The sequence below is a fragment of the Hymenobacter aquaticus genome (assembly GCF_004765605.1).
Lineage (GTDB): Bacteria > Bacteroidota > Bacteroidia > Cytophagales > Hymenobacteraceae > Hymenobacter > Hymenobacter aquaticus.
Map to the genome: position 1 here is coordinate 2,556,304 of NZ_SRLC01000001.1, position 14,789 is coordinate 2,571,092.

Consider the following 14,789-nt stretch of genomic DNA (forward strand, 5'->3'; position numbering starts at 1 on the left):
GGCCGGCGAGGCAAGCCCGGAAACGGTGGTTGGGCGCCGGGTGCTTAGTTGTTCAGGGCCTGGAGCCGGCCAATGAAAGCCTGCACTTCCGCGTAGCTTTTGTCCTGGCTCAATTCTTTTTTCACCAGGGCCTTAAACTGCTGCCAGTAGTAGCGCGCCCGGATGGACGAGGTGTCGCCTTCCCGGAAACGCTCCCCGGTTTTGAGCGTTTTGCCCAGGAAGGAAACCGTGTATTGCAGCGAGTATTTGGCGTTGCGCAGCCACACCAGCGGCTTATTGGCCACGGTGGGGCGGTGCAGGGCCGCAATGTAGTCGACGTAGGGCCGCAACGCCGCTTCCGACTCCGCGTTGCCCTCGAAGATACGCTCCACGTAGTTCCAGGTCAGGCGCTTGGCCGGAATAAAGTGCTGGAAGCGCAGCCGCTCGTCGTACCAGATTTTGTAGCCGGCCAGCACGAAGGCGTAGCACATTTCATTGTCCTCGCCCGAGGTCAGCTTGTCGCCGTGGCGGCCGGTGAGCATGGATTTGAAGCCGGCCCGGTAGATTTTTTCCCAGGCCGCTTTGCGCACCACGCAGCCCGCGCCGTACACGTAGCTGGGCCCGGCGGTGATGTCGCCCTGGTGCGGGGCCTGGGTGTCGGCCGCGTAAATGGCGGCAAAATCCTTGAACCAGAAAGGCGGCGTGATTTCGCACTGGGGCCGGCCAATGCCGCCCAGCGCCCCGATTTTCGGGTCCTTTTCCATCACCTCCCAGGCCAGAGCCAGGTAGTCGGGCTGCAGCCAGTTGTCGTCGTCGACGATGCACACGTACTCGTAGCGGGCCGTGGCAAAGCCCAGCTCCAGGGCGTTGCTTTTGCCGCTCTTGCCTTCGTAGAGCACCTGGTAGGGAAAGGGGAAATCCAGCTGCTCGAACGTAGCCGCCGCCACCTGCGACGTAGCGTCGGTCGAGGCATTATCCACCAGCAGTACCTCCACGGCAAATTCGGTGGCATTCACTTGCTGCCGGGCCAAGGCCTGCAGGGTTTCCGTAATGCGGGTGGCGCTGTTATAGGTACAGATCAGGACGGTAATACCGCGCTCAGGTCGGACAGGGTTCATAGCAAAACTAGGCTGGGAGCAGAATTCGGGAAGTAATGGCGGGGCGCTGGCAAACGGTTATTTCCCGGTTAGCTTTTGGTACCACTGGTAGGCCAGCTGCTTTAAGTGGCTGACGGTGCGGCCCCGCCCAACGACCGAAATGGCCTTCCAGTAGTTGTAGTAGCTTTCCAGGCGGTTGCCATCCTGCCGCAGCCGGGCGCTTTGGTCGAAGTGTAGGCCCTCCAGAAACTCGTTGAAGCGGCCGTGGTACCGGGCGTCGACCATCTGCTTGTAGTAGCTGGTTTCGAAAATCTGCTTTTTGTTGCGGGCAATGATGCGCGCGTTCTGCGTGGCCGACATAATGCCGCCGGGGTGCAGCCGGTAGTGCGACATCACCTCGGGCAGGTAATAGATGTTGCCGGTGCGCGTCAGCAGCAGGTGCAGGGAATAGTCGCCGCTGAAGGCGCTGTGCACCCACTCCGGAATCGGAAACAGGGCCGAGCGGCGAAACACCATCGAGGCGGTAGGAATAAACCAGCCGTACTGAGCAATGTCGCCCTGGGTAAACTCCTTTTCGTGCTTGGGCAGCACCGCCGAGTACTTGTCGCTGAACAGGCGCGGCGGTATCGAGTTGTCGTCCATGAACTCCTCCGCGTCGTGGATGCAGGTGGTGCAGCCGGGGTGGGCCTCCAGAATATCGACCTGCCGCTGCAGCTTGTCGGGGCTGGTCCAGTAGTCGTCGCCTTCCAGCAGGGCAATGTAGGTGCCGGTGCTGGCCTGCAGCGTCGCCAGGAAGTTGCCCATCACGCCCAGGTTCTTTTCGGGCAGCAACAGCCGAATCCGGTCGGGGTAACGCCGCTGGTAGTCGAGGGCAATCTGCCGGGTGCTGTCCGTGGAGCAGTCTTCGCCCAGCACCAGTTCCACGGCGAAGTCCGTTTTCTGCATCAACACCGACTCAATGGCCTGAGCCAGAAAACGTTCGTGGTTGTAGGTAATGCAGCAGACGCTTACGGTGGGCATACTTGGAATCATGAAGAGGAGCTTGAATGCTTCTGCAAAGGTGCAACTATTCGGCCGCTACCGCCCGCCGCACGATGCGGCCCGGCACGCCAACGACCGTGGCTCCCGCCGGCACATCCTGAATAACGACGGCGCCGGCCCCGATTTTGGCCCCCGCTCCTACCTTCAGGCGGGGCAGCACCGTGGCATTGGCCCCCACCATCACCAGGTCGTCGAGCTGGCAGCCGCCGAGCAGGCGCGCGCCCGGCGAGATTTCGCAGTAGTTGCCCACCACCACGTTGTGGTGCACGGCCGCGCCGGCGTTCAGCAGCGTACCTTCCCCGAGGCGGGTAGCGTTGGCCACAAACGTATGGTGCATGATGTTGAGGCCCGCGCCCAGTTCCACCTCGTGCTGGCCAATCTGGGCGGAGGAGGCCACTACGGACTGCAGTTGCCCGCCCAGCCCACGGAATTTGTTGGCCAGCCGCTGCCGCAGGGGCCCGCCGCCCAGGCCCAGCACAAAGGCCGGATCCTGCCGGAACAGGGCCGGCACCTGCTCAAGGCTGCGCAGCACGGGGTATTTCCCGAACAGCAGCAGCTCCAGGTCCGGCGTCACGTCGTCGAAGAAATACAGGGAATCGGCTTCGGCGAGGTGCGGCAGGCACTGCAGAATTTCTATTGCGTGGCCACGGGCTCCGACTATCAGCATGCAGTCAAACGGTAGAAATTAAACTGGGAGAAAGGCTACCCGAGGCAGCCCGCTTTCGATGCAACTGGCTTTTCAACTACGCTTACAGGGCCGACTTGATGACGCGGCAGATTTCCCGTACTTCCTCGTCCGTCAGCTCGTAGTACAGCGGCAGGCATAGGGCCCGGGTGGAAATGTCTTCGGAAACCGGGGCCGACTGCGGGCCGGCATACTCCAAGGTGTTGAGCGAGGGGTAGAAGTAGCGGCGCGGGGTTACGTCGGCAGCGTTCAGGGCGTCGCGCACGGCCAGCAGCACCTGCTCGGAGGGCATCACCGTGGGGTAATACGAGTAGTTGTAGCGCGTCGTGTGCTCCTGTAGCTGGGGGCGGCGCACGGCGGTATCGGCCAGCAGCGCGTCGTACAGCTCACTGATTTCCCGGCGGCGCCGGATCAGCTCATCGACTTTGGGCAGCACGCACAGGCCCATGGCGGCGTGAAACTCCGAGCTTTTGCCGTTGACGCCCACGCCCCAGAACGCCTCGGGCCCGTTGTGTCCGAAGTTGCGCATGTAGCTGATGCGGTGGGCCAGCTCGTCGTCGTTGGTGACGATGGCGCCGCCTTCCACCGTGTGAAACAGCTTAGTGGCGTGAAAGCTCAGGGTCGAGATGTCGCCGTAGTTGAGCACCGACGTATTCTTGTAGGTCACGCCGAAGGCGTGGGCCGCGTCGTATATCACGCGCAGGTTGTGGCGCTGGGCTACGGCTTCAATGGCTTCCACGTTGCAGGGGTTGCCGTAGACGTGCGTGGCCATAATAGCCACCGTTTGGGGCGTAATGGCGGCTTCGAGCAGCGCCGGGTCGAGGCACAGCGTCAGCGGGTCGATGTCGACGAATACCGGGGTGCTGCCCTCCCACACGATGCTGGAGGTGGTAGCCACGTACGAGAAAGGAGTCGTCAGGATTTCGCCTTTCAGATCCAGCGCCTTCAGGGCTATCTGCAGGGCAATGGTGCCGTTGTTAACGAAGAATAAGTGCTTAACGCCCAGGTAGTCTTTCAGGCTTTTTTCCAGCTCCACCACCAGTGGCCCCGCGTTGGTCAAGTATACCCGCTCCCAAATACCAGCCAGATAGCCGATATATTCCTCCATCGGGGGCAGATACGACTTGGTTACATTAATGCTCATAAAAGCGGAAAGAACGTTGTAGTGAAAAATTACGCGGGGTCGGTGTTAGTCCTCGTAGCCGCGCACCGGGAATAGAACCGGGCGGCAACTGACGCTTGCCCCCGCCGACAAGGCAAGCGGCCGGCTAGGGACAACCGGAAAATGAGGGAATAAGCCTGAGCAAGGGATTAAAAATCATTTTGCACTTAACCAATATCCCTATTTCCTACTCCAGCCGCGCCCCGCGCCCCTGACATGATCTGCATTATGGCCGAATTCCCCAGCCCGAGAGACTGCAAATAGCGCCGGCGGCGGCCCGTATAGCGGATGATTGTGATGCCCATGTCCTGTGCCTTGCCTGATAAAGTAACCGAAAGGCTGCCACATGGCCCCGTATCGGATTCACAGTTCTCAAACCTTAGGTGGCGCAAAGCTAAGTATTTTGCGGCAGATAGCGCATTTATAACTAGGCCCCAGCCCCCGTCGGCTTTGCTGGCATTCAGCCTGTCGGCAGTTCGGCAGCAGCCTTTTCCGCTAGCTTGGCCACCATAAGCACCTTGGCCAGAGCCCATGAAACGGCACCATTTCGTTGCTGCCCACCGAAAGAATAGTTTTTGCGAGATATACGCGCCTGGCTGGCACACTCAGGATTTGCCCCTTGCCCCAGCAAACAAACCCGGAGTAACTTTCTAGCAGCAAGCCCCGCTCATGCTCAGGGAATAGTTATTTAAAATTATAACTATACCTATATCACAAACTCCCGGGCACCTTCCTGTCTTAAGCACAAACGCCCGCCAGCCACCTAGTATGCGGCTGGCAGGCGTTCCTGCTCGGTGGCCCCCGGCTACAGTTCGGCCCGCAGGCGGCGCGGGGCGTATACCGTGAGCGTATCCTGGTAGTTGCGCCAGTTGTACTGGTTGGGATTGTAGGGACTCAGCAAACGGCGTACTTCGACGTAATCCTGGGGAAAGTGCATTCCGTGGCTGTTCATGCAGGTCAGCAGCTCTGCGCCCGGCTTTTCGTTGATCAGCAGGAAGGCCGAGGTCAGGTCCATCTTGGTTTTGGCCAGCGCGTCGCAGTTGCGCACGTCCAGCTGCCCGAACATCCACGGGTTGCCCGGCGACACCCCATCCAGCACGTATACCAGGCCCGGCAGGTCGTACATGGCTACCACGGGCATCCCGGGCCGGAAGCCCGCCTGCCGCATCGACTGGGCCACGTCGCCCATAAACTGCGCCGTTTTGGGGTCGAGCTTCAGCACGGCGGGCGTGTGGGCTTTGCCCACGGTAACGGGCACGGTCTGCTCCAGCATGTTGGCCGCCTGCACGTAAGGAGCCAGCAGCAGGCCGTAGGCGCACTGCTCGGCAATGACGAGGGCCGGCACCACAAACACCAGGATGCGCGCCGCCGGGGCCTTGGCCACCACCGGCATGCTGACGAACATGATGAGCATCAGGGCAAACCAGTAGTTGATGTCGAGCATGAAGTTCATGAACAGGTTGTTGTAGGTGCCGACGGCGCCCACGAAGGGCAGCACGAACAACCAGCCCGCAATGATGAGCTTGCGCCACTTCAGCTTCTTGTAAGGCTCTTCCAGGTAGGCCGCGCTGAACATGGCCGTCACGATGAGCAGAATCGCCAGAAACCACACCGCCGACCGGTCGTGGTTCAGGTGCGTGTTCTTGTACAGATCCGTCCGCAGCGATTGGTAGGCCAGAAACGCCACAATCAGCAGGCCAAGGCCAATCTGAACGATGGGCGCCAGCCGCAGCTTGCCCCGCAGGTAAAACCGCGTCAGGAAAAAGCCCATCAGGATAAAGATACCGAAGGGGTAAATCAGGGTGCGGATGATGGGATACGCATCCTTCAGATACCGCACCAGCAGGCCCCCGTTGTAGCTGGTTTGCAGCAGCAGCTGGGTTTCGTGCACGAAGTTGGTACTCCAGACGCCAAACGACTGAATGCTCACAAAGAACACCAGCAGGCCCGACAGAAAGCCCAGCACCACCAGCGCCACGGGCTTGTACCACTCCTTCACGTTGGCCAGGCCGGCGTACAGACTCAGCACCAATACGCCGGTGCTCAGGGCCACCACGCTGGAGCTGCCCTTCACAAACAGGTCGAGGCCCACAAAGAGCGCGCCGAGGTAGAGGTAGGCATGCCGCCATTTCAGCTTATCGGCGCTCGGGTAGGCGCTGTACAGCAGGATGCTGCTGGCAAAAATGGCAATGCAGAAGGAGTTGATGTTGTTGTAAAAGATGGTCCGGGGAAAAATGGAGTACTGCAGGAAGTTGCCGATGACAAACAGGCCCGCAATCAGCCAGTACGGCAGCGAGCCGGCCTGGTATTTTTCCTGAATCCACTTCCAGAGGCCACCGGCCAGCAGCAACGCCGAGGCAATGGTGGTAAACAGGCTGGCCGCCCGGTAGCCGATAATAGAGGTATACGCCGGGTTCAGCACCTTGTTTACCAGCAGGTTGAAGCTGGTAAATCCGGAGCTGTACTCTTCGGGATACGTGTAGCCCAGCAGGTAAAAGCCTTCGTCGGTTAGGTCGAAGCCCTTATTTATCGTCCAGAGAAAAAGCCCAATTAGAAATGCTGCTATCAGCCCTACGAGCAGGGAGTAAAGAGAAAGCCGCGGCGCGGAGCTGTGATTCATACGGGGACAACCTGGAGGACGAAAAGCAGAGAAAAAAAGGGTGATACCGCCGAATTACAGCACCCGGTTCAGCAGATCCTGGTACTGGTGGGTGGAAATAATCTTGCCGGCGTTCAGCTCGTAGATCTGGTCACAATCGCGCAGGGTCGTGATGCGGTGCGCGATGATGAGAATGGTCATGTCGGTGCTCGACAGCCGGTCGATGGCCTCGTTTACTTCCCGCTCGGTTTCGTTGTCCAGGGCCGAAGTAGCCTCGTCCAGAATCAGGATTTCGGTGCGCTTGTAGAGGGCCCGCGCAATGCCGATGCGCTGCCGCTGCCCGCCCGACAGCTTCGAGCCCCGCTCCCCGATAAAGGTATCCACCCCGTCGGGCAGGCCGTTTACGAAGCCGCGCAGCGAAGCCTGCTCAATGGCGTATCCCAGGCGCTCCTGGTCCACGTTGGCATCACCCAGCGTGATGTTGTCCTTAATGGAAGCTTCCATCAGGAACGTATCCTGCTTGACGTAGCCAATAATGCGGTGCCAGGCTTCGATATGCTCCGGACCCAGCACTTTGCCGTCAATCAGGATGTGGCCTTGGTCTTCAATATAAAAGCGCAGCAGCAGGTTCATCAGCGTGGTTTTGCCGGAGCCGGAGCTGCCGATAAAGCCCACCTTTTGCCCCTTGCGCACCGTGAGCGACACGCCCTGTAGCGCCGGCGTCGTGGCGCCGGGGAAGCTGAACACCAGGTTGTCCAGCGTGATGTTGTTCTGAAACGAGAGCTCGGCCTGCTGCTCGGCCTGGGCCACGCGGTACTTCGGCTCCCGGTAAGCTTCCAGGTCTTCGATGGTGTACTGGCACTGCTTGAGCTGCACCATGGCCATCAGCATGCGGTTCACCGATGGCATCAGGCGGTAGGCGGCGGCGGCAAACAGGCCGACCAGCGTAATGAGGTTGGTCGAGGAGCCGGGCACGTAGATGGCGTACAGGAAAATCGTGAGCACGCCCAGGATAGCCACCATTTCGATGACTTTCAGCGGCAGCAGGGTGTAGAGGTACACCTCGGCGTCGAGCTTCTGGATTTCCCGCTGGTTGTCCAGCAATTGGTCTTTGAAGCGCTGCTGCTTGTTGGCCAGCTTCAGCTCGGCAAAGCCCGTGAACAGGTCGCCGATGATGCTGAAGGAAATAGGACGCAGTTCATTGATGCGGTTGCCAATCGACTGGGCCCGGGCGCGCAGGGCGCCGTAGGTTAGCAGCGTGGTAGGCACCAGCACCAGGGCCAGAATTACCAGCAGCAGCGGCTTATACACCAGGATGCTGACCACGATAACCAGCACGACGGCCACTTCGGAAAAGAAGATAAACAGCGGCCGCAGAATCATGTTCACGTAGGTGCTGGGCACCTGCAACGTACTGTTGATCAGCTGTGAAGAGCCCAGGTCGTTGAAATACCAGAAGGGAAAGTTCAGGTACTTGGCCAGCTGGTTCTGAATAATGCTCAAGCCCACGTTAGCCGTAAAGCGGGTTTGCAGGTAGTTGACCCAGGTCGAAAACAGGTTTTTGAACAGGAAAAACAAAAACACGCCGACAATCAGCACCAGCAGGAAGCTGCGTTCCGACTGGAAGCCCAGCCCGTCGTAGATCGGGCCGAAGTATTTGCTTTTTTGCACTCCTCCCGGCTCGGCGGCGACCATCATTACCGGTACGAGGGAAGCCAGGCCCACCACATCCAGAAAAGAAGAAACCAACAGCAACACAAACATCCAGACGGCTTTGCGTTTTTGAGGGGTAGTAAGATAATAGCGGATGCTATTAAGGGAGTATCGGATAATTCCGGTGTTCATGGCTGCGAGGTTCACGCCGAAAGCTGAGACTGGAGCCTGGCACTTGCGCGCAGCAGGCCAGGTCCGGTCTCAGTTAAGCTGGGTAGGTACGGATTTTAGCTTCTGCATGTTTTGCGAAGCGTACCGGGAACTGTAAAAGCGCCCAAGCGCCCAAACTACAAGGGAAGCAAGCTAGTGTTGCTTGCCGTAAAGGTTCTTGACAACGTACAGGGGCCGGCTGCGGGCGGCATCCAGGCCCCGCCACACGTATTCGCCGATGATACCCAGGGCAATCATCTGGAAGGCGGATACGAACAGAAGCACCAGCATCAGGGTGGTCCACCCTTCCACTTCAATGCCGCCGAATACTTTCACGCCCAGAATGTAGAGGCCGTAGAGCAGGGCCACGAAGCCCATGCCTACGCCCAGCACCGAAATGGCCCGGATGGGAAAAAAGGAAAAGGCCAGAATGGAGTCGATAAACAGCTTGATCTTCTTCTGGATGGTCCAGCGCGACTTCCCGATTTCGCGCTTGCGCCGCACGTACGGAATGTTCACGTAGGGGTAGCCCAGCCACACCATCAGGTAGAACAGGTTGCTGTTGCGCTCCTTCAACTCCAGGATATGCTCGCCGACCTGCCGGTCGAAAAAGACGAAGTCGAAGCCGCCGTCCGGAATGTTGGGCAGGGCAATTTTCTTCATCAGGGCGTGAAAGGTTTTAGCGAACAGCTGCTGCAAGCCCGTTTCTTCCCGGTCTTGGCGGTTGCCGATAATCAGCTTCAGCCCCTTTTTCCAGTAGTCGTACATCTGCACCATCAGCTCGGGCGGGTCCTGCATGTCGGCCGTGATGATGGCCATACAGTCGCCGGTAGCCTGCTCGATGCCGGCCACAATGGCGTTGTAGGAACCCACGTTGCCGGCCAGCTCCACTACCCGCACCTTATCGGGGTAAGCCGCCTGAAAGGCCAGCAGCTCCCGCAGCGTCCCGTCACCGGAGCCATCATCCACCAGGACGTACTCGAAAGTCAGCTCGGACGGGAACAGGGCCTCATTGGCAATCAGCTCCCGGCTGGTGACCGGAATATTACCTTCGTTGAAGTAGCAGGGAATGATGATCGATAACTTGGGCATCGAGGGGAAATAAGGACAGAAATTACGACTTGAAGAACGCGCGAATCGCGCGGCTGACCACTTCTACCTCTGCTTCCGTCATCCCGGGCCACATCGGCAGGCTCAGGCAGCTGGTGGCCAGCGCCTCGGCAATGGGGAAGTCACCCGCCTTGAAATTCATAAAGCGGTAGGCTTCCTGCAAGTGGGGCGGAATGGGGTAGTGAATCAGCGTGCCGATGCCCTGCTCGCCCAGGTACTTCTGCAACTCGTCGCGGCGGCTGGTACGCACCACGTACAGGTGATACACGTGGGTAGCACCGTCGGCCGTGGCGGGCAGCGCCAGATCGGCAATGCCGGCCAGGTGCTTATCGTAGAGGGCGGCTACTTCCTGGCGCTGGCCCGTCCACTCCATTAGCATGGGCAGCTTGGCACTCAGCACGGCGGCCTGCAGCTCGTCGAGGCGGGAGTTGTGGCCGATTACCTCGTTGTAGTACTTCTGCTGGGAGCCGTAGTTGCGCAGCGTCCGGACCTTTTTCGCCAATTCCGCGTCGTTGGTCGTCACGGCTCCGGCGTCGCCGAGGGCGCCCAGGTTTTTGCCGGGGTAGAAGCTCGTGGCATTCACGTCGCCGAAGCTGCCGGTGATGCCGCCGCGGTAAGTAGCGCCCTGCGACTGGGCGTTATCTTCCACCACGTACAGGTTGTGGCGCTTGGCCACCGCCATAATAGCCTCCATCTCGCAGGCCTGCCCGTAGAGGTGCACCGGCATAATGGCGCGGGTGCGGGGCGTAATGGCGGCTTCGAGCAAGGCGGGGTCCAGGTTGTAGGTCGCGGGGTTGGGCTCGACCGGCACGGGCGTCGCGCCCACGAAGGAAATAGCCAGCCACGTGGCGATGTACGTGTTGGAAGGCACAATTACTTCGTCTCCTTCCTTGATATCGAGGGCTTTGAGGGCCAGGTGCAGCGCGTCCAGACCGTTGGCGACGCCGATGCACTCGGTCGTCGTGGAGAACTGGGCGTACTCAGCTTCGAACTGCTTAACGGCCTCTCCCAGTACGTACCACTGGGAATCAAACACCCGGCTCATGGCTTCGAGCACCTGGGAACGAATAGCCTGATTTTGGGGCGTGAAGGAGAGAAATGGAACTTTCATACGGCGAAGATAAAGGATACCGGCCAAGCCGGCAGAGAAGTGTGTCGTTTTTAACTGTGATTCCGGAAGCCACAGGATCAGGCAGCCACAGTGGTGCGTATAGATTTTTGCAGCCGACGGGGAAGCCAGCTGGCGATTATAAGTGCGGCCGGGACCAGCATCACAACATCAGCCTGTAGCAAGTAGCGCATTTCCATCGAACGAAAAATAATGGCCATGTAGACAAAGATGATGGCACTGAACGCCAGCCCGGGCCACAAGCCAGCCACTTTTCGGTAGCGCCAGGCACCCAGCAGGCCAAAAGCCAGCAGCACGGAGCGCCAAATGAACAGTACGCCCGAAAGGCGTTGGGCCATGGATACCTGACCATCCGGCCCCGGCTTCAGCTGATTTTTGAACAAAACTTTCTGCAGGTTTTGCAGGGGCACCGCTATCCGCCCTTTCCAAGGATGCCGCTGCAAGTAGCTTTCGCGCAGCCGGTCGTAGCCGGCACTGACTTGCGCGTTGCAGTTGTGGTGGCGCAGGGTGTTGGCAAACTGCGCTTTTCGGTATTGATCTAGGCCTTGGAGCGAGGCTTGGCCGGCCCGTGGATCTGGGCGTTGCAGCTGCATTCGCACGTGAAAGCTGGAGGCACAGGAACGGCTCAGGACAATCAAGGAATCAAGGAGCTGCTTTTCGGCCAGGGTATGAATAACCTCGTCGGGAAAGCTGGGCTTTGCGGCAAACATAAGTTCATCCATGCCCGTTGTTACGTCGTTGGTCCAGGTCAGCATCCAAGACAATGCCGATTGCACGTCTTCCCGCAGGTTGGCATAGCCAGCCGCAGCCGGCTTAAGGGGAATGAAGCGCCCCAGAACCATGTAGTTCCGGACAGGCCACCACGTGTACAGCAGCAGAAAGCCAGCCAGAGCAAATACCAACGGCCGTCGGGCAGTCGATCTGAACCGCCCTTTCATGGCATACACGGCCAGATACAGCAGCGTGATGGCCATGCATACGCCCAGAAACTCCCGTACAAATACAATAACTGCCAGCAGGGCGCCCAGCAGGGCCCAGTTCCGGCGCCGGGGATTGGCCAGCAACATAGTAGCCCACCACAGTAGCACCAGAAGCAGGCCCAGCGACTCAGTGCCAAGAACCGTGATCCACAGGATGCTGAAGGGGTAAAAGGCAAGCAGCAGCGCAGCCAGTGCGGGGGCCCAGGAATTTGGGGGCGCCAAGCGCGCCGTGATGGTATATAGCAGCCAGATTCCCAACGTATCGAGCACTAGTTGCGTAACGGCAACTGCTTGTAACGCCCCCGAGCCGAAAATCAGGTAGTGCAGCCCGTAAAACAACGGATAGCCGGGCATACGGCCCACCGCAGCTTCTGGCTCCGTTAGATCGAACGTATAACGGCCGTATTCCAGTAGGTTGTGAAAGCTAAGCAGATAGGAATAAGAATCCCCATTCGTGTAAATATCACTCTGGCGACCCAGATAATAGATTTTGGCTCCTACCAACAGGAAAAGCACGCGTATGGCCAGTCCCACAGCCAGCAATGGCCACACCTTGGGCCAGGCACTGCGCAAGCTGGCTCGCAACCCCGGTAAGTAGGCAGGCGCATCTTCTACTTCGCGGCCAGTAGCACCGACGGGGTTCAGTATCATACGATTTAAATTATACCGCAAGGCAGATTATGAAACAGAAGAATAGCCAGGGAACAGAGGCGCTTGCGCCACTTCCTACTTCGACCAGGCCAACACGTGGCTGGAACCGCCGAGCTTAAAGCCCAGCTTCTCGCAGGTCCGGAACACGGCCCGGTTGGTTGCCTGCGTCGTCATCAGCACGTATTCCGCGCCCTGCTGCCGGGCCCGCTGCACCGTTTCCGACACCAGTTTCAGGTGCCAGCCCCGGTTTTCGGGGCCCACGGCGGTGAGCACCACCCGGGAAAAGCCAGTGCCCAGCTCGGCGGCGTGAGCCCGCAGGTCGCTGATGGCTAAGAAGGAATCGACGGGGAGGTTTTCCTCGGCCGGCACCAGCACCGCGTCGCAATAGCCTTCCACGGCGGCCGAGGCATACCGGGCCAGAAACCGGTCACCGGTGTCGCCCGCAAACCAGCGGTCCGCGTGGAAACGGTCGTACTCGTTGCGCGCGGCGGCCGAAATCTGCCCAATGGCAGTGGCTTCCTCCTTGCGGGCCAGCCGTACCGGGTAGCGCGGCTGCTCAAACGTGGCAACGGCATCGTGAAAGAACAGCAGCCGGGTTTCGACCATGCGCCAGCCAGCGGCCCCCAGGGCCTGCGCCACGCGGGTATCTTCGGCCGGCAGCTCGGCAAAGCAATACGTAGCTCCCTGCTGCTGCAAGTGCTGCCGAAACGCCGTGCCTGCCGCAGCCAGCACGGCCGCCGAAGCGTCGGCGGCAAACAGCATGGTGAACACCTTGTAGACCTCGGCCTGGAAAAAGTCACTGTCCCAGGCCAGGTAGCTGTACAGAAACTGCACGGTAGCTCCCTCCTGCTCAAACGCAAATACCCGGTGCGTAGAATCAGCAGCGTACTGCTCGGCCAAACCAGTGCCGAACAGCCGCTGCTGCGTTTCTACGTCAAGCTTGCGCAGGAAATTATAGGGCGAATAAAAGAACAGCTTATCCGCCCGGGCGGCTACCAGCGCCGGGTTTACTTGGGTCCCCATACGCGGCGAAAATCTTCGTAATGCCGGATGTAATCCTGCTCGTTGTAGCGGGTAGAGGCAAACACCAGCTGCACGGCCGTGTGCGAGTACTGCATGGTGTGCCACGCATTCGGGGGCACGTACACCCCCACGTGCGGCGACTCCAGGACGAAGGTTTGCACCTCGCCATCGGGCATTTCCGTCGTCACGATGATGCGGCCGGCCACGGCTACCAGCACCTGTTCGGTGGCGTGGTGGGCATGGCGGCCCCGCACGATGCTTTCCGGCGTAAAATACGTCCAGAACGTGCGCTCAATAGGAAACGGAATAATTCCGTTGGCTTCCCCGACGGAAATGTAGCCGATATCGGTGGCGCCCAGCTTTGGAAACTCAATTAAGTGTGGCTTTTGCATATACGTCGGGGAAGACCTGGAATTAGAATGTGCGAGGCGTGTTATTTACCTGCCCGGCGGCGGCTACCTGCACGTGCTCCTTGAAGTACTCCAGGGTGCGGCGCAGGCCCTCGGCGCGGTCTACCTTCGGCTCCCAGCCCAGGATTTCCTTGGCCTTGGTGATGTCCGGCTTGCGCTTCATCGGGTCGTTCTGGGGCAGCTCCTGGTAGGTCGGCTTAAACTCCACGTTCATCAGCTTGGCAATTTCTTCCCCGAACTCCTTGATGGTGATTTCGTCGGGGTTGCCGATGTTCACGGGCAGGGCGTAGTCGCTCAGCAGCAAACGGTAAATGCCTTCTACCAGGTCATCCACGTAGCAGAACGAGCGGGTCTGCGAACCGTCGCCGAATACGGTCAGGTTCTCGCCGCGCAGGGCCTGGCTCAGGAATGCTGGCAACACGCGGCCGTCGTTCAAGCGCATGCGCGGGCCGTAGGTGTTGAAAATCCGCACGATGCGGGTTTCCAGCCCGTGGTGGTTGTGGTAGGCCATGGTAATGGCTTCCTGGAAACGCTTGGCCTCGTCGTAGCAGCCGCGCGGGCCCACGGGGTTTACGTTGCCGAAGTACTCCTCCACCTGGGGGTGAATTTCGGGGTCGCCGTACACTTCCGAGGTGCTGGCAATCAGCATGCGGGCGCCTTTCACGCGGGCCAGGCCCAGCAGGTTGTGCGTGCCCAGCGAGCCTACTTTCAGCGTCTGAATCGGAATTTTGAGGTAGTCGATGGGCGAGGCGGGCGAGGCGAAGTGCAGGATATAATCCAGCTTGCCGGGCACGAATACGAATTTCGACACGTCGGCGTGGTGAAACTCGAAGTCCTCTTTGCCGAACAGGTGCTCGATGTTGGCCAGGTCGCCGGTGATGAGGTTATCCATGGCAATGACATGGTAGCCTTCGGCCAGGAACCGGTCACAGAGGTGGGAGCCCAGGAAGCCCGCACCGCCCGTAATCAGGACGCGTTTTTTATCGGAAGTAGTAGCCATTTGGTAGCAATTGGCGCCGGCCCTGCGGCCGGCGCGTGAGGAAATATGAGCTAAAGAGTT

12 protein-coding genes are annotated in these 14,789 nt (G+C 59.5%); all 12 read right to left on the bottom strand.

Going from position 1 to position 14,789, the window contains the following annotated elements; genetic code table 11:
• Positions 1–44: 44 nt before the first annotated feature.
• The 12 genes from E5K00_RS10645 to E5K00_RS10700 all read right to left on the bottom strand — a co-directional run bounded on the left by E5K00_RS10645 (position 45) and on the right by E5K00_RS10700 (position 14,729).
• Positions 45–1,097, bottom strand: a complete 1,053-nt coding sequence (locus E5K00_RS10645) for a glycosyltransferase (RefSeq protein WP_135463200.1) — start codon at positions 1,095–1,097, stop codon at positions 45–47.
• 57 nt (positions 1,098–1,154) lie between these two features.
• Entirely contained in the window at positions 1,155–2,096 is a 942-nt protein-coding gene (locus E5K00_RS10650) for a glycosyltransferase (RefSeq protein ID WP_167856831.1), read from the bottom strand.
• A gap of 46 nt (positions 2,097–2,142) precedes the next feature.
• The gene (locus E5K00_RS10655; RefSeq protein ID WP_135463202.1) at positions 2,143–2,784 is read right to left on the bottom strand and encodes a NeuD/PglB/VioB family sugar acetyltransferase; all 642 of its coding nucleotides are present in this window, start codon (positions 2,782–2,784) and stop codon (positions 2,143–2,145) included.
• An 82-nt stretch (positions 2,785–2,866) separates the two neighbouring features.
• A complete protein-coding gene (locus tag E5K00_RS10660) occupies positions 2,867–3,946 on the bottom strand; it encodes a DegT/DnrJ/EryC1/StrS family aminotransferase (RefSeq protein WP_135463203.1) in 1,080 nt (359 codons plus the stop codon).
• Between the two features lie 823 nt (positions 3,947–4,769).
• Positions 4,770–6,584, bottom strand: coding sequence for a hypothetical protein (locus tag E5K00_RS10665; protein ID WP_135463204.1), 1,815 nt, complete (start codon positions 6,582–6,584; stop codon positions 4,770–4,772).
• Positions 6,585–6,638: 54 nt separating this feature from the next.
• Entirely contained in the window at positions 6,639–8,408 is a 1,770-nt protein-coding gene (locus E5K00_RS10670) for an ABC transporter ATP-binding protein (protein ID WP_135463205.1), read from the bottom strand.
• Between the two features lie 171 nt (positions 8,409–8,579).
• A complete protein-coding gene (locus E5K00_RS10675; RefSeq protein WP_135463206.1) occupies positions 8,580–9,518 on the bottom strand; it encodes a glycosyltransferase family 2 protein in 939 nt (312 codons plus the stop codon).
• A 22-nt stretch (positions 9,519–9,540) separates the two neighbouring features.
• Complete coding sequence (locus E5K00_RS10680) at positions 9,541–10,647, bottom strand: DegT/DnrJ/EryC1/StrS family aminotransferase (RefSeq protein ID WP_135463207.1); 1,107 nt, start codon at positions 10,645–10,647, stop codon at positions 9,541–9,543.
• 77 nt (positions 10,648–10,724) lie between these two features.
• Positions 10,725–12,296: a glycosyltransferase family 39 protein gene (locus tag E5K00_RS10685; RefSeq protein WP_135463208.1), complete on the bottom strand. Its 1,572-nt coding sequence runs from the start codon at positions 12,294–12,296 to the stop codon at positions 10,725–10,727.
• Positions 12,297–12,371: 75 nt separating this feature from the next.
• Entirely contained in the window at positions 12,372–13,319 is a 948-nt protein-coding gene (locus E5K00_RS10690) for a GNAT family protein (RefSeq protein WP_135463209.1), read from the bottom strand.
• The gene (locus E5K00_RS10695) at positions 13,304–13,711 is read right to left on the bottom strand and encodes a sugar 3,4-ketoisomerase (protein ID WP_135463210.1); all 408 of its coding nucleotides are present in this window, start codon (positions 13,709–13,711) and stop codon (positions 13,304–13,306) included. The genes E5K00_RS10690 and E5K00_RS10695 overlap by 16 nt, the downstream gene beginning before the upstream one ends.
• A gap of 22 nt (positions 13,712–13,733) precedes the next feature.
• Positions 13,734–14,729 carry a UDP-glucuronic acid decarboxylase family protein gene (locus E5K00_RS10700; protein WP_135463211.1) on the bottom strand — a complete coding sequence of 332 codons (996 nt, stop codon included), beginning with the start codon at positions 14,727–14,729 and terminating at the stop codon, positions 13,734–13,736.
• Positions 14,730–14,789 lie beyond the last annotated feature (60 nt).

Coding starts and splice junctions, on each gene's coding strand:
- E5K00_RS10665 (WP_135463204.1), bottom strand. CDS start 6,584: ATGAATCACAGCTCCGCGCCGCGGCTTTCTCTTTACTCCCTGCTCGTA.
- E5K00_RS10650 (WP_167856831.1), bottom strand. CDS start 2,096: ATGCCCACCGTAAGCGTCTGCTGCATTACCTACAACCACGAACGTTTT.
- E5K00_RS10655 (WP_135463202.1), bottom strand. CDS start 2,784: ATGCTGATAGTCGGAGCCCGTGGCCACGCAATAGAAATTCTGCAGTGC.
- E5K00_RS10660 (WP_135463203.1), bottom strand. CDS start 3,946: ATGAGCATTAATGTAACCAAGTCGTATCTGCCCCCGATGGAGGAATAT.
- E5K00_RS10670 (WP_135463205.1), bottom strand. CDS start 8,408: ATGAACACCGGAATTATCCGATACTCCCTTAATAGCATCCGCTATTAT.
- E5K00_RS10690 (WP_135463209.1), bottom strand. CDS start 13,319: ATGGGGACCCAAGTAAACCCGGCGCTGGTAGCCGCCCGGGCGGATAAG.
- E5K00_RS10685 (WP_135463208.1), bottom strand. CDS start 12,296: ATGATACTGAACCCCGTCGGTGCTACTGGCCGCGAAGTAGAAGATGCG.
- E5K00_RS10680 (WP_135463207.1), bottom strand. CDS start 10,647: ATGAAAGTTCCATTTCTCTCCTTCACGCCCCAAAATCAGGCTATTCGT.
- E5K00_RS10675 (WP_135463206.1), bottom strand. CDS start 9,518: ATGCCCAAGTTATCGATCATCATTCCCTGCTACTTCAACGAAGGTAAT.
- E5K00_RS10695 (WP_135463210.1), bottom strand. CDS start 13,711: ATGCAAAAGCCACACTTAATTGAGTTTCCAAAGCTGGGCGCCACCGAT.
- E5K00_RS10645 (WP_135463200.1), bottom strand. CDS start 1,097: ATGAACCCTGTCCGACCTGAGCGCGGTATTACCGTCCTGATCTGTACC.
- E5K00_RS10700 (WP_135463211.1), bottom strand. CDS start 14,729: ATGGCTACTACTTCCGATAAAAAACGCGTCCTGATTACGGGCGGTGCG.